The sequence below is a fragment of the Balneicella halophila genome, assembly GCF_003096835.1.
Lineage (GTDB): Bacteria > Bacteroidota > Bacteroidia > Bacteroidales > Balneicellaceae > Balneicella > Balneicella halophila.
The window spans coordinates 308,432-323,356 of sequence record NZ_QENZ01000003.1 but is presented as its reverse complement, the minus strand read 5'-3'; the positions used below and the strand labels follow the sequence as shown (position 1 = coordinate 323,356).

The window sequence follows — 14,925 nt, the reverse complement described above, 5'->3', positions numbered from 1 at the left end:
GTGTCATCTAACGTATTCTGCTACAAAAAGAAGAAAGTTCATTATTCAAATAACTCTCTAAATTTTAACTTCTTATTTAGCTTAATGCGTCCATCAACATTTTGAAGGGTTGCACATTCGGTATAATAATCGTGTTGGAAAGTGAGAACATAATTTTCTTCAACGGCTTTTTCTAAAAACCGAGCTTTTTCTTCCAAGCTCTTCAAAGGCTCAATATCATAACTTGCCAGCCATTTTAATGGAATATTCCCGGTATTGGGAATCAGGTCGCCTGTAAATGCAATCGCTTTACCTTGGTATTTCACAATCGGAATAAGCAAGCCTGTAGTGTGACCATTGGCAACAAAAAATGACAATTCTGGGAAAAATGAGGTTTCTGGAGTCACAAAATGCAACATTCCTCTTTCATAGATAGGCATCATATTTTCAGGGAAATATGAATCAGCCTCACGAACATTCGGATTCAAGTAATTAGCCCACTGCTCAGGAGATACCCAATAGCGGGCATTCGGGTAGGTAGGAATAGGTTCTTTTTGGTCGTTAAATTTCGTAACGCCTCCGCAGTGGTCAAAGTGCAAATGTGTTAAGATAACATCGGTAACGTCTTCTGGTGCCAAGTTATGTTGTGCTAAACTGCTTTCTAAAGTGTTTTCACCAGAAATTCCATGAAATTTCCCTGCTTTTTCATCCAATTTTGAACCAATCCCGCAATCAAAAAGATAGATGCGTTCGTCAGTTTTTATCAATAAACTGCGGTTGGCAACGGGACAAAGGTTATCAGTTATGGTGGGATATTTCCGCTCCCACATGAATTTAGGGACAACACTAAAAAGTGCACCGCCGTCTGCTTTGAATGTCTTATTTTCGAGAAGATGTATTTCCATTTTTCGTATCTTAGCCATTAATTTCACAAAAATACAAAAATGCGAGTACATTTCATTTCTATCGGCGGTGCAGTAATGCACAACTTAGCAATCGCCTTGTCAAATAAAGGGTATCAAGTTACAGGTTCTGATGACGAAATCTATGACCCCTCTAAATCACGATTGGAGGCAAAAGGCTTACTTCCTGAATCGTGGGGTTGGTTTCCCGAGAAAATTACGGCTGACCTTGATGCGGTTATTGTCGGTATGCATGCACGAATTGATAATCCTGAAATTGCTAAGGCTAAAGAATTGAATATTCCGATTTATTCTTTCCCGGAGTATGTTTACGAACAGTCTAAAGATAAAAAGCGTGTAGTAGTTGGCGGAAGTCACGGGAAAACCACAACGACGTCTATGATAATGCATGTGCTCAAAGAACAAGGTGTAAACTTTGACTATTTGGTAGGGGCACAGCTGGAAGGTTTTGACTTAATGGTTAGGCTTTCTGATGCTGCTGAAATCATCGTTATAGAAGGTGATGAGTATCCTTCGTCGCCCCTTGATCGTCGTCCGAAATTTCATTGGTACCATCCTGACATAGCTATTATTACAGGGATTGCATGGGATCACATTAATGTATTCCCTACTTTGGATATGTATGAGGAGTTGTTTGCTGATTTTATAAAAATGATTAAGCCTGGAGGAAAACTCTTCTATTGTAGTGAAGATTCCGTCTTAAAAGAAATGGCAGAGAAAGCAACGCATATTGATGTAAAAGCTTATGAAGCCCATCCTAATAAGGTGACTCCTGAAGATACTCGCTTGTTACATGATGATAAAGAAACACCCCTTAAAGTGTTTGGAACACACAATATGCAAAATATCCAAGTAGCATATTACGTTTGTAAAGAGTTAGGCATCTCGGATAATGATTTTTACAAATCAATGGAATCTTTTGGCGGAGCCTCTAAACGTTTACAGCTTTTAGAGAAAAATAATAAGGTAACCGTTTTTCAGGATTTTGCCCACTCTCCGTCCAAGCTAAAGGCGACTACATCAGCAGTAAAAGAACAGTATAATGATAAGCACCTCGTTGCATGTATGGAGTTGCATACGTTCAGCAGTTTGAGTGCAAAGTTTCTCTCGCATTACAAAGATACTATGGAGAAAGCTGATACAGCTATTGTCTATTTCAATCCTCATACAATTGAGCATAAACGGCTTGAGCCAATTTCTATTGAGCAAGTGAAAGAATCTTTCGGAAGAGAAGATTTGTTGGTTTATAATGATTCTCAAGAATTACAAAGTTTACTCAAAGGGATGTCATGGGATAATAAAGTGTTATTATTGATGAGTTCCGGTAATTTCGACGGTATTTCACTGAAAGAGTTTGCTAAAGAAATTCGGGAATTGACAGAATAAACATCATAACTGATTGTAACCTTTTTGGAATAAACAGCGTCTTAAAAGTAGAAAAAGCAATAAAAGCGATGCTAACAAGTGCAATAAATATAAAGAAAAGATTAACTTTAAAACGATTATGGCGACATAGGGAATTGTTTTTCTGGATACTGGCTTTAGTAATGCTTTATAGAGCTGATTTGCATACGGACTTTACGTTATGTATTCCAAGTCATCTCGGATTTGAGAACTGCCCAGGCTGTGGGTTGGGGCACTCAATTACGGCAGCTATGCATGGAGATTTTGAGCTCTCTTGGAGCTATCACTATCTTGGAATAGTTGCACTGGGCATTTTGCTTTTTCACATTTTGAAATTATTTAGAAACTTAATAACAGAATTAAAAAATACAGAAAATTATGGACAATAACTTATTTAATATGCTTCCAGGTATCGATTATGAAGAGCGTGTTATGATTGAAAACGCGATTCAGGGTTTAACTGATGAACAAAAACAGAAGTTTTTGATGATTTACCAAGGTCGTCGTCAGGATTCTATGAACATCCTTATATTTACATTACTCGGATTTGTTGGTATCGCAGGAATCCATCGTTTTGTAATAGGTGATATTGGTTTAGGTATCGTTTATCTGCTTACTGCAGGTCTATGTTGGATTGGAACTATTGTAGATTTAGTGAATTACAAATCAATTACACTAAATTACAACAGACAAAAAATTCAAGAGGTTTTAATGATGATGGGAAATAATCCTCACAGAGTATAAAAATATTACCAACCTTTTAACTATAAGAAAATGAAAACAAGCACTATTATTTACATTGTGAGTTTAATTATTCTAATCGGAGCAATAGCATTAAGTATAGAATATCCAGATTCTGGAAGACTACAATTAATTTCAGGGATGCTAATTCCAGTAGGTTTTATCCTGAATGTTATAGGTTTTTTAACAAAAAAGAGAAAATAGTAGTTTCAAAAGCATCTTGTTTTTAATGAAACTCATTGGTTGTATAAGTCGTTATATATAGTCAAACGATAAAAGGTTGCCCAATGGTGACCTTTTTTATGGAATAAAGTTTGATGTACTCATTCTTAAAATTATTGTACCTTTGTTTCTTATGAAATGGACTTCTAAAACGCTGCATTTTGGTCTATCCTTACTGTTTTGTCTAGTGAGTGTTACCTTGTATGCTAAAGATGGCATTCAAATTTATGGGACTTATAAGGTAAATGGTGGCGAAACGAATGGCGTACAAATTCGGTTGCTACGCAATGGCATTAAAGAAAGTAGCAATGTAACAGGAAATGGCAAATTTCAGTATGATCTAAAGTTCAATAATCAGTATGAACTTTCTTTCTCAAAATCAGGATACATTACCAAAAAGGTCGTAATTTCTACAGATGTTCCTGAGCGTGTGTTAGAAAGTAATAGCGATTTTCCTCCTTTCAAAATAGAAGTAGAGCTCTTTCGCCGTGTAGAGGGTGGTGATTATTCTATTTTTGACGAGCCCGTAGCGATGGTTATTTATGATAAAGAGTTGGATGACTTTGATTTTGATAGAGCTTATAACGCAGAAATCGAAGAGGAAATAAAAGCTGTAGAAGCTGACATCGTTAGAGCTCCTGTAAAACCAAAAGTTGACAAAAGCTCGTTGCAATATGAAGCTCTAATAAAAAAAGCAGATAAAGAGTTTGATGTAAAAAGTTACAATGCTGCACGGAAGACTTACGACCAAGCACTTTACATAAAGCCCGCAGAAGAATATCCCAAAATCAGGATAGAATTGATTGATAAAATATTGGCAGATCTTGCCAAGCGGGAGAAACAAAAAGAACAAAATGTTGCTTATTATGCACTTATTGATAAGGCAGATGTATTGTTTGATGAGAAAAAATATTCCCAAGCACGTTCATACTACGTAGAAGCGACAGAAATAAAGCCTGATCAGCAACATCCGAAAGATAGGATAAAACTGATAGACCAAATAATTGCTGATAGAGATGCTGAACAAAGAAAGTATGATAATGCAGTTGACTTAGGAGATAAATATTTTCAAGAGAAAAAATACAAGCCTGCAAGAAATTCCTATGAAGAAGCTATTGCTATGCGAGAAGATGAACCTTATCCAAAGGAACAAATAAAACGTATAGAGCGCTTACTTTCGGATTTGGAAAGCGAGAAGGAAAAGAATGATAATTACAATAATTTCATAGAAGCAGCAGATAACCTTTTTCATAAGAAGAATTGGACAGATGCTCGAATGACTTATGAGAAAGCTTCTGATATATTTCCTGACAAACGTTATCCAAAAGAAAAAATAAAAGCGATTGATAAATTATTAAAGTCGCAAGAGAAAGAATTAAGTCAATATAATGAGGCAATCACAAAAGCTGATACACAGTTTGAGAGAGAAAATTGGGATAAGGCTCAAGAGTTCTATGAAGATGCTTTGAGTATAAAACCTTTGGAAACTTATCCGAAAGAACAAATCAAGAAAATAGAAGATAAATTAGCTTTACTTGCCGAGCAAAAAGCCAAAGATACCGCTTATACAAATGCACTTGCTAAAGGTGATAGAGCCTACAGAACCGAAGATTGGGAAAAGGCTAAAGAAGCCTATTTTGATGCATTGAAAGTAAAACCTGAGGAGATTTATCCTAAAGATAGACTTGAAATTGTTGAAGAAAGATTGGCTGCATTGCGAGAAAAGCAGGAAGAGGAAAATCGATATAATGAGAAACTAAAACAAGCTGACCTGCATTATGACCAAAAACAGTGGAATGAAGCGATAGCTAATTATAGAGTTGCCTCTGAGATGAGACCCTCTGAGAATTATCCTAAAGCACAAATAAAAAAGATAGAACACTTCTTGAAAGAAAAATTGGAGCGACAAACGGCTCAAGAAAAGGAAGATAAATACAATGGTCTCATTGCTGATGGGGATGTTGCTTTTAAGTCAGAAAGTTGGGATAACGCTTTAGCAAATTATGAAGGGGCATTACAAATAAAGCCTGAAGGAACTTATCCTAAGAGTCAGATTCGAAAAATCAATGATAGAATAAAAGAAATTGAGAAAGAGCAAGAAAAGCAAAAAGCTTACGATGTTGCTCTAGCTGAAGCTGATAATCTTTATGGGCGTTCAGAATGGTTACCTGCTATTGCTATGTACGATAAAGCTCTGGACATTAAACCTAATGAATCCTATCCGAAAACTCAGATTGAACTTATAAGGGGAAAGATTTCTGCGGAGGAATTAGCCAGAGAGGAAGCTCGAAAAGCAAAAGAGCAAGCACTAAAACGAAAAGTTTATGATGAAGCAATTGCTCAAGGAGATAAAGAGTTCGGGGGAGAACGTTATTCTTTTGCAAAAGTTCACTACCGTAAAGCACTCACGATACTGCCTAGAGAACAATACCCTAAAGATAAATTAGACAAAATTGATGAGCTTGTAAAACAAAAACAAGAGGAGAATAATCAATACTATAAAAAAGCAGTGGTTACAGACACTGTAGAAAAGCAATTCTATAAAGTACTAGAAGTGAATAAATTACAAGAGGTAAAATATTACAAAAGAATAGAGCCAAAATATGAGAAAGAACAGCGATATGTGAAAAACATTGATGCGACTAAGCCCGATGAAATTAAATACGATAAGTTGATGCTGAAAGCTCAAAAAGAAGAATCAGCTGGTAACATTCCTTTTGCAAAAGCTTATTATAGACAGGCATATATAGTGAAACCTTCACTAGAATTATTTACGAAGCTGAAAGAATTGGATATTATTACTTCAGGGAATTTGATTGAAATAGAAGAATAAATATAAATATATGGTTCTCAATTATATTTGGATAGGATTTTTCGTTATTGCCTTTGTAATAGCATTAGTTAAGCTTGTTTTTATGGGAGATTTAGCTGTTTTCCCGGCAATAATGGATTCTACCTTTGAAACGGCAAAGACAGGTTTTGAAATATCATTATACCTTACTGGCGTTTTATCTTTATGGTTGGGCATTATGAAAATAGGGGAACGTGGTGGAGTTATTAAAATTCTGGGACGTCTTATTTCTCCGTTGTTTACCAGACTGATGCCTGAGCTTCCAAAAGAACATCCCGCACATGGTTCTATCATCATGAATTTAGCGGCAAATATGCTAGGACTAGATAATGCGGCTACACCCATGGGATTAAAAGCTATGGAGCAAATGCAGGAGGTAAATCCAAAGAAAGACCAAGCCTCTAATCCACAAATTATGTTTTTGGTACTCAACACCTCAGGATTAACACTGATTCCTGTTTCCATTATGGTTTATAGAGCACAAGCTGGAGCTGTTTCCCCAGCAGATATATTTATTCCCATCTTGTTGGCTACTTTTTTTTCTACAATTGCAGGTCTGTTAATTGTGGCTTTTTATCAGAAATTGAAAATTTGGGATAAGGTTGTGATGGCATATCTCGGTGGAATGACATTATTTATCGTCGGATTGATCTATCTTTTTTCTCAAATGAGTCAAGATGCTATTGCAGAAGTTTCTAGGCAAGCAAGCAGTATCATTCTTTTTGGAATTATCATTGCTTTTGTAGGACTCGCAGCATGGCGTAAAGTGAATGTTTACGATGCATTTATTGATGGTGCGAAAGACGGTTTCGGAATTGCCGTAAAAATTATTCCTTACCTTATTGCTATATTAGTAGCTATCGGTGTGTTCAGAGCTTCAGGAGGTATGGAAATACTAATGGATGGCTTTCGGTACCTGTTTACGGCATTAGGTGTAAATACTGACTTTGTAGAGGCACTGCCTACAGCACTCATGAAACCATTAAGTGGCAGTGGAGCGCGCGGCATGATGGTAGATGCTATGGCAACCCACGGAGCTGATTCATTTGTAGGGCGTTTGGCATCAACACTGCAAGGAGCAACGGATACTACCTTTTATGTTATAGCGGTTTATTTCGGCTCCGTAGGAATTAAGAATACCCGCTATGCTGTTACTTGCGGTTTGTTTGCTGACTTTGTAGGCATTATCGCTGCTATCATTATAGGGTATTTATTCTTTCATTAAATAGAGTTTAGCAACGAATTAATTAGTACAAAAAAAGGAAGAAACCTTTTAAGTATTCTTCCTTTGTGTATTACTAAGAAAATAGAAATTGCTTACTTCTTTCTTCCTGAGAATAATTTTGATAGCAACCATATAATCAAAACAATTATAGCTACCACAATAAGGATTCCTGACCACATTCCTGCTTTAAAAACGCCTTCAAATAACTCACAAGAAGTCAAAAGTGGCATAAGTAGTACACTTAGTACAAGTAATTTAATGTTTGCTTTTTTCATAAGATTAATTATTAGATTTTTAATTTTCCAGATATTCCAGGATTGACTTCATCGTCCCCAGTAAGTGCTGAATACAATAACAAGGCACTACTCATCCATTTTCCATGTTTTGTTTCCCAATATTTGATATCTTCAGGGTGTATGGCAATTACGGTGATGTTTGGGTCATTCTTTCCATCAAACCACCCATCAGCCATCTTAGACCAGTGTTTTTCAATAGTCTCCTTATCGGTGTGAATCGTTGCCTTTCCGTAAATAGAAAGATATTCTTGTTTGTCTGTATTAGAAAAGAATAATTGCATGTCAGAGTTTGTATTAACCTTATACTCTTGATCCCCGTCTTTACTGCTGAAAAACCAAAGTGTTCCTTCATCATCGACTTCCTGTACCGTCATAGGGCGGGCAAGAAGTGGCGTTTGTCCACTTAAAATAGTTGACATCATACAGAATCGAGCATCTTCCACAAGTTCCTTTAATTTGTCGATAGCTTCTTTATTGTATAAATTTTTTGTACTCATAATATGTTTAGGCTATTTAAAGTTATAAAATTTATCTAGCTACAAATATCTTGCAATTTTGATGAATTAAGGATAAATATTAATCGCCAAATACTTGATTATGTTGTTCTTGTACTCGGATAAAAGTGGTTCGTTTTGAAAGTTCTTTCAGTCTGGAAGCACCAACATACGTACAAGTTGATCGTATTCCTCCTAATATATCCTTAACTGTTTCTTGTACACTGCCTCTATAAGGTACTTTAACGGTTTTTCCTTCCGAAGCCCGATAGTCTGCGACTCCTCCAGCATGTTTCTTCATTGCTGTCTGTGAACTCATTCCATAGAATAAGCGAAATTTCTTTCCATTTTCTTCAACCACATCTCCGCCACTTTCGTCATGTCCTGCAAGCATACCGCCCAGCATTACAAAGTCTGCACCGCCTCCAAAAGCTTTAGCAACATCACCAGGAATTTTACAACCGCCATCACTGATAATATGACCACCTAATCCATGAGCCGCATCCGCACATTCGATAATTGCAGAAAGTTGTGGATATCCCACGCCCGTTTTTACTCTAGTTGTACAAACAGAACCTGGACCTATGCCTACTTTTATAATATCTGCACCAGACAAAAGAAGTTCTTCAACCATTTCTCCAGTAACTACATTTCCCGCAATAATAATTTTGTCAGGATATTGAGCTCTTATTTTTCTCACAAAATCGACGAAATGCTGAGAATAGCCATTGGCTACATCGATGCAAATAAATTCAAGCTTTGGGTGCTGAGAAAGCAACTTAGACAATTTTTCTTCATCTTTTTCTCCTGTACCTGTGCTTAGAGTAATATATTGATAAAATTCAGTTGGTTTATCGGCTAAAAATTCTTCCCATTCATTAGTGGTGTAATGTTTATGAATAGCAGTCATTATTTTATCCCTAGCAAGACTTTCAGCCATCTTAAATGTACCTACTGTATCCATATTGGCTGCAATGATAGGTACACCTTTCCATTTTTTTAAAGTGTGTTTAAAAATAAATTCTCTTTCTAGATCTACTTGAGACCTTGAATTCAATGTAGACCTTTTTGGTCTGAACATTACATCTTTGAACCCCAATTTTAATTCATATTCTAATCTCATGCACTAATCGTTTTTTTTATTTGTTACGGATAAAAGTAACATTTTTTGAGTTAGGATAAAATGCTCATTAAAATTTACTTATAAACAATTTTGGAGTCCATAAAAATAGGCTTATACAAATAGATTATTGCATAAGCCTATTAAGGCAAAGAGCTAATACACGATTATTTTAGCTGTAAAAGGAAATGTGAGTTTATGAAAATAGGTCGTGTACTAAGCTCTTTATAAAATTTAGGTTATTTTCTTTTATTAAATGCTATGGACTTGTTCCACACCCTTGGAGCCACTCTTCACTGCTTCCATATTCAATGGAATTAATTTGTGGTGGCGTTCTGGTAATGATTTTTTCAGTCCAAGTTCTACATTCTCATCATTTAGGATGGGTCTTGCTTTTAGAATAGCTCCCATAATAATCATATTATAGATTTTGGGGTTTCCTAATTCTACGGCTAAACGAGCTGCATCTACTTTGTAGATATTGATATCCTTACGTTCAGGATGTCTTGTGATACCATTAGGGTCATATATTAGAGTCCCTCCTTCTTTTACTTCCTCTTCAAACTTATCTAAAGCTTGCTGATTAAGTACTACAGCTGTATCAACACGTTGTACTACAGGAGAACTGATTTTATTATCACTGATAATTACCGTAACGTTGCACGTTCCACCACGCATTTCCGGTCCGTAAGAAGGCATCCAAGATACCTCTTTACCTTCCATAATCCCTGAATAGGCAATAATTTTTCCGAGAGAAAGGACACCTTGTCCTCCAAAACCTGCTATAATAATTTCTTCATTCATGTCTTATTCGTCTTTAATAGTTCCTAATGGGAATACTGGAAACATATTCTCTCTCATCCACTCGTTAGCAGCTACGGGAGACATTTTCCATCCAGAATTACAAGTAGAAATTACTTCTACAAAGGAAGTTCCTTTATTCTTCATTGAGTTTTCAAAACCTTTTTTCAGTGCTCTTTTTAGTTTACGTGTTGCCGCTGCTGTGTCTGCAGAGTGACGTGCTACGTAGCATACTCCAGGTAGGGGAGCTATCATTTTAGTAAGGTCAAGAGTATATCCATTCTGTTCAACAGTTCTTCCTGTAGGAGAAGTTGCTGTTTTCATTCCGTCAAGTGTTGTTGGAGCCATTTGACCGCCTGTCATCCCATAAATACCATTATTGATAAAAATCATTAAGATATTTTCTCCACGGTTACAAGCGTGTATTGCTTCAGCACATCCGATAGATGCGATATCTCCATCACCTTGGTATGTAAATACATACTTTTCTGGCATCAATCGTTTTGTTGCTGTAGCTAAAGCGGGAGCACGTCCATGGGCAGCTTGTTGCCAATCGATATGTAAATATTCGTAAGCAAATACAGAACAACCTACAGGAGATATTCCAATCGTTTTTTCTTGGATTCCCATTTCTTCAATAACTTCAGCAATGGCTTTATGCACTGTTCCATGCGTACATCCAGGGCAGTAGTGCATTTCTTTATCTGTGAGGACCTTTGTTTTCTCGTAAACAAGATCTCCTTTTGCAATTATTTCTTTAACATCCATTGTTTTTTCCTTTTACTTATTAAATAGTTGTTTTTCTAAAGCAACTCTAATTTCTTCAGGACTCGGAATAATTCCACCGAAACGTCCGTAGAATTCTACAGGTTTTTCACCATTCACTGCTAATCTCACATCTTCAACCATTTGTCCGGCATTCATCTCTACCGTCATAAATCCTTTGACTTGCTTAGCAAATTCTTTAATTTGTTTTGTAGGGAATGGGAATAACGTGATTGGACGTATCATACCTAATTTGATACCATCTTCTCTGGCTGTATCTACTGTTTTAGAACAAATTCTTGAACAAGACCCAAATGCAACTAAAAGATATTCAGCATCATCTGCTTTATAGGTTTCATATCTTACCTCATTTTCTTGTATCTCTTTATATTTAGCTTGAAGTCTGAGGTTAGTAGCTTCTTGTTCTTCAGCTTTTAGAGCTAATGAAGTAATTACATTTTGCTCTCTATCAGCAGTTTTTCCTGTAGTAGCCCAGTCACCATCTTCTTTAATAATTTCTTCCTCTGTTCGGCGTGGTTTTTTAGGACTTAAGGTTACTTTCTCCATCATTTGTCCTATCATACCATCGCTCAAAATCATTGCAGGAACTCTGTACTTGAAAGAAAGTTCAAATCCTAAATCAACAAAGTCATTCATTTCCTGAACTGAGTTTGGTGCTAATACAATGAGCTTGTAGTCACCATGACCACCACCTTTTACTGTTTGGAAATAATCAGCTTGTGAAGGTTGTATGGTTCCTAATCCAGGACCTCCTCTTTGCACATTTACAATAAGACAAGGTAATTCTGCACCGCATAAGTAGCTGATTCCTTCTTGTTTTAAACTCACACCTGGGCTTGAAGAAGAGGTCATTACTTTTTTGCCACAACATGCTCCGCCATAGACCATATTTATTGCTGCAACTTCACTTTCTGCTTGAAGTACAACCATTCCTGTAGTATTCCATGGAGCTCTTTCCATGAGGGTTTCCATTACTTCTGATTGAGGGGTAATTGGGTACCCAAAATATCCATCACAACCGCAACGAATTGCTGCTTCAGCAATAACTTCGTTACCTTTGAGTAGTTTTACGTCTGACATAATTAAGATGTTTTCTTTCTTTCTGGTTTTACTCTATACACTGTTATCACGGTATCTGGACAAGAGATTGCACAGTTTGAACAACCGATGCAAAGTTCAGGTGCCTTCATGTAAGCATAATGATATCCTTTACCATTAACAGCTCTTTCAAATGCGAGTGTATCTGTTGGGCAGTCATCAATGCAAATGCCACAGCCTTTACATTTCTCTATGTCAACTACCACAGCTCCTTTTACTTTAGCCATAATATTTCTTTTTGGTTATTTTTAATCGTGTTACAAAAATAAATACTTTCGAAATCGATTTCGATAGGCTTTCAATGTTTTAGAACATTAAAGTTTAATAAAGAATCATTCTAAATTTATTTTAGTAAATGCCGTAATTGGTTTGTGGTCAGAGTGTTTTATTGAGTGGGCTTCGTGCTTATAGAAAGGAGTTTTGGAAAAGATATAATCAATCCTAACATTTATATTCCCTTCTGAAAATGTAAGTCCAAAATTTTCTCCGGCTTCTACGAAACTATCATCTAGCAGTTTGTTAATTCTTCCATATGAATAAGAAAGAGGGATGTCATTAAAATCGCCACAGACAATTATTTTATAGGGTGATTCTTCAACAATATCCACTATTTTCTCTACCTGAATGACCCTATGAAAAGATGCCCGCTTTAGTTTACCTGCGATTGATCTTAGCTTTTCAAAACCTTGCTTTTTATTCACAACTTCTTCCAAATCTTTCTTATTCTTAGAGGAAAGTTGATTGGACTCTAAGTGTACATTAATTATCCGCAAGGTGTCCTTTTCGATGAGTATATCTGTAATTATTCCCTTTGCATAATGGTTTTTACAAAATGAAATATTTTGTTTTTTGAGTATGGGAAACTTACTGAATGTAGCTAATTCTCCATTGAAATGAGCATAAGTATAAAGATCTTCCAATACAGACTTCCCATATTTTACGTATCGAGAGTTACTGTATTCTTGAAAACAGGAAATATCAGCGTTTTGTTGACTTACAAATTCAAAAAGAGGCTTGGGGTTTACTGTCTTGCCCTCAGATGAAGTGCCAAACTTTTTGACATTGTAAGACAGAAGTTTAATTACTTCATTACTCTCGGGAACTGGTATATCGTTCCATTTATAGACTCTTGAGATAAATCCAAAACCCATAAGAATAGTAATGAAAGAATAAATTGCATAAGTTCTTTTGAATACTAGCCAGAAAGTTAAGAAGCAAACATTAAAAAAGAGAAAATAAGGATAAAAGAGACCAAAAAGTTGTGGAATATACCAAACAGTTGGTGGAATATATGGAGAAAGATATGCCATTAATAAACCTAAGACACATACGATATTCAGAAGTAATACAAGACGCTTAATCATTGATCATTTCTTATAGCTTGATTTGAACAGGGCTTTACGTTCCTTAGCTGTCAAGCTTTCATATCCGGATTTAGATATTTTATCGAGAATCTCATTGATATACTCTTCTTCTTGTTTCTTTGCAGCATTATATTGAAAATCTTTTGCATGCTTATAGGTTGTTCTCGTCTGTGCTTTTCTTTGGGAGAATTTTTGTGGTTGTTGTTTCATCCACAGCGCAAATAAAACTCCGACAAGTGCACCTCCGAGATGTGAAATATGTCCGCCAGGATTACTCCCGGGCAACATTAATAAATCCAATGCGATAAAAGCGATTGCTAAATGCAACATTTTAATGCGACCTATAAAAAGAAGATAAATCGAATACGAGGGATTGTATAATGCTACGGCAAAAAAAATTGCCATTACTGAGGCAGAGGCACCAATAGCAAAGCTATATGGATTAGCAGTAGCAAAAACTGGCAAGTAATTATAGGCGAGCATATACAAAAGAGCCCCTCCGATACCACCCCCTATGTATATCCAAAGCAACTTTTTTGTATCAAAATATTTTACAAATAGTTTTCCCATCCAAAATAATAAAAGCATATTAAATAATAGATGAAATAAGCCCTTATGTGTAAACATATAGGTTATAATTCCCCACGGACGTCGAAGAAAAACATCAAAGCTGGAAGGTACAGAGAGTAAACGAACTATCGGATTTTCCTTTATGCCAGCTAAAAAGAAAAAAATACCTGAAATCGTAATAAGTAAAAAAACAAAAACATTAATACCTATAATTTGACTCAACAAATCTTTACGATGAACTTCTTGTTGAAATTGTTGGGTAAAAGGATTCGTATATCGTCTGTAGTTTTGAAACATCATCATTAATAAAATTTATTTCGATCGGCCTTCCAATATTTTAATAAAATAAAGCCAAAGAGCATCCCGCCTAAGTGTGCAAAATGTGCCACATTGTCTCCCTGAAAATTGGCAACACCAAAATAAAGCTCAAGTACACCGTATCCAATGACAAAATACTTCGCTTTTATTGGTATGGGAGGAAATAAAAGCATAAGCTCTGTATTGGGAAATAACATACCAAAAGCCAGTAGAATACCGAAAACAGCTCCCGAAGCACCTACTACAGGGACATTATAAATCAGGTTTAATTTACTTAAATCTGGATCTACGAAATTCTTTCCTATCATCAAGGCCTCTTTTCCTTGATCAATTACAAGGTTTAGTTCTTGTTCTGAAATATTCTGTAAGATAGGATAGGCTTGAATATAATTCACTAACGAATGTAACAAAACGGCACCGACACCAGTGACCATATAATAGATAAGGAAACGCTTGCCACCCCATACGGTTTCTAAAATTCTTCCGAACATAAACAACGCAAACATATTGAAAAACAGATGTGAAAAGTTTGCGTGCATAAACATGGAAGTCACAAATTGGTGTGGTAAAAACCATTTAGAACCCGGGAAAAATAGGCCTAAGTAATTTGTTAAATCAATATTCATTCTCTCTAAGGCAAACATTCCAAAGAGTAATAATGTATTGATAATCAATAGATTTTTTACTACTGGTGGTATGCCTTGCATGGGACGGTAATTATTCATATCCTTTG

The 14,925-nt window shown here is 35.9% G+C and carries 17 protein-coding genes; 6 read left to right on the top strand and 11 right to left on the bottom strand.

Going from position 1 to position 14,925, the window contains the following annotated elements; all coding sequences use genetic code 11:
• Positions 1 to 41: 41 nt before the first annotated feature.
• Positions 42 to 902, bottom strand: coding sequence for an MBL fold metallo-hydrolase (locus tag C7377_RS01505; RefSeq protein ID WP_165806826.1), 861 nt, complete (start codon positions 900 to 902; stop codon positions 42 to 44).
• Between the two features lie 21 nt (positions 903 to 923).
• On the opposite strand from C7377_RS01505, the gene C7377_RS01500 reads away from it, so the two are divergent.
• From C7377_RS01500 to C7377_RS01480, 6 genes are all read left to right on the top strand, one after another.
• The gene (locus C7377_RS01500; RefSeq protein ID WP_116495574.1) at positions 924 to 2,288 is read left to right on the top strand and encodes a UDP-N-acetylmuramate--L-alanine ligase; all 1,365 of its coding nucleotides are present in this window, start codon (positions 924 to 926) and stop codon (positions 2,286 to 2,288) included.
• Between the two features lie 68 nt (positions 2,289 to 2,356).
• Positions 2,357 to 2,695, top strand: coding sequence for a DUF2752 domain-containing protein (locus C7377_RS01495; RefSeq protein ID WP_116495573.1), 339 nt, complete (start codon positions 2,357 to 2,359; stop codon positions 2,693 to 2,695).
• On the top strand, positions 2,685 to 3,050 hold the full coding sequence (locus C7377_RS01490; RefSeq protein WP_207778380.1) for a TM2 domain-containing protein: 366 nt from the start codon (positions 2,685 to 2,687) through the stop codon (positions 3,048 to 3,050). The genes C7377_RS01495 and C7377_RS01490 overlap by 11 nt, the downstream gene beginning before the upstream one ends.
• Before the next feature lie 30 nt (positions 3,051 to 3,080).
• Entirely contained in the window at positions 3,081 to 3,251 is a 171-nt protein-coding gene (locus C7377_RS09345) for a hypothetical protein (protein ID WP_165806825.1), read from the top strand.
• 151 nt (positions 3,252 to 3,402) lie between these two features.
• Positions 3,403 to 6,102, top strand: a complete 2,700-nt coding sequence (locus C7377_RS01485; RefSeq protein WP_116495572.1) for a hypothetical protein — start codon at positions 3,403 to 3,405, stop codon at positions 6,100 to 6,102.
• Positions 6,103 to 6,112: 10 nt separating this feature from the next.
• Positions 6,113 to 7,345 carry a nucleoside recognition domain-containing protein gene (locus C7377_RS01480; RefSeq protein WP_116495571.1) on the top strand — a complete coding sequence of 411 codons (1,233 nt, stop codon included), beginning with the start codon at positions 6,113 to 6,115 and terminating at the stop codon, positions 7,343 to 7,345.
• A gap of 92 nt (positions 7,346 to 7,437) precedes the next feature.
• Here the strand turns inward: C7377_RS01480 and C7377_RS01475 are convergent, their stop codons facing one another.
• From C7377_RS01475 to C7377_RS01430, 10 genes are all read right to left on the bottom strand, one after another.
• Entirely contained in the window at positions 7,438 to 7,620 is a 183-nt protein-coding gene (locus C7377_RS01475) for a hypothetical protein (RefSeq protein ID WP_116495570.1), read from the bottom strand.
• 11 nt (positions 7,621 to 7,631) lie between these two features.
• Entirely contained in the window at positions 7,632 to 8,138 is a 507-nt protein-coding gene (locus C7377_RS01470; protein ID WP_116495569.1) for a pyridoxamine 5'-phosphate oxidase family protein, read from the bottom strand.
• Between the two features lie 79 nt (positions 8,139 to 8,217).
• Entirely contained in the window at positions 8,218 to 9,258 is a 1,041-nt protein-coding gene (locus C7377_RS01465; protein ID WP_116495568.1) for a GMP reductase, read from the bottom strand.
• Positions 9,259 to 9,507: 249 nt separating this feature from the next.
• Entirely contained in the window at positions 9,508 to 10,059 is a 552-nt protein-coding gene (locus tag C7377_RS01460) for a 2-oxoacid:acceptor oxidoreductase family protein (protein WP_116495567.1), read from the bottom strand.
• Positions 10,060 to 10,062: 3 nt separating this feature from the next.
• The gene (locus tag C7377_RS01455; RefSeq protein ID WP_116495566.1) at positions 10,063 to 10,824 is read right to left on the bottom strand and encodes a thiamine pyrophosphate-dependent enzyme; all 762 of its coding nucleotides are present in this window, start codon (positions 10,822 to 10,824) and stop codon (positions 10,063 to 10,065) included.
• Between the two features lie 12 nt (positions 10,825 to 10,836).
• Positions 10,837 to 11,922 carry a 3-methyl-2-oxobutanoate dehydrogenase subunit VorB gene (locus C7377_RS01450; RefSeq protein WP_116495565.1) on the bottom strand — a complete coding sequence of 362 codons (1,086 nt, stop codon included), beginning with the start codon at positions 11,920 to 11,922 and terminating at the stop codon, positions 10,837 to 10,839.
• Positions 11,923 to 11,924: 2 nt separating this feature from the next.
• Positions 11,925 to 12,167 (bottom strand): 4Fe-4S dicluster domain-containing protein, encoded by a 243-nt coding sequence (locus C7377_RS01445; protein ID WP_116495564.1) that lies wholly within the window; start codon positions 12,165 to 12,167, stop codon positions 11,925 to 11,927.
• A 105-nt stretch (positions 12,168 to 12,272) separates the two neighbouring features.
• Positions 12,273 to 13,304: an endonuclease/exonuclease/phosphatase family protein gene (locus C7377_RS01440; protein WP_116495563.1), complete on the bottom strand. Its 1,032-nt coding sequence runs from the start codon at positions 13,302 to 13,304 to the stop codon at positions 12,273 to 12,275.
• Positions 13,305 to 13,307: 3 nt separating this feature from the next.
• Entirely contained in the window at positions 13,308 to 14,177 is an 870-nt protein-coding gene (locus C7377_RS01435; protein ID WP_116495562.1) for a rhomboid family intramembrane serine protease, read from the bottom strand.
• Positions 14,177 to 14,917: a rhomboid family intramembrane serine protease gene (locus C7377_RS01430; protein WP_243408283.1), complete on the bottom strand. Its 741-nt coding sequence runs from the start codon at positions 14,915 to 14,917 to the stop codon at positions 14,177 to 14,179. The genes C7377_RS01435 and C7377_RS01430 overlap by 1 nt, the downstream gene beginning before the upstream one ends.
• Positions 14,918 to 14,925 lie beyond the last annotated feature (8 nt).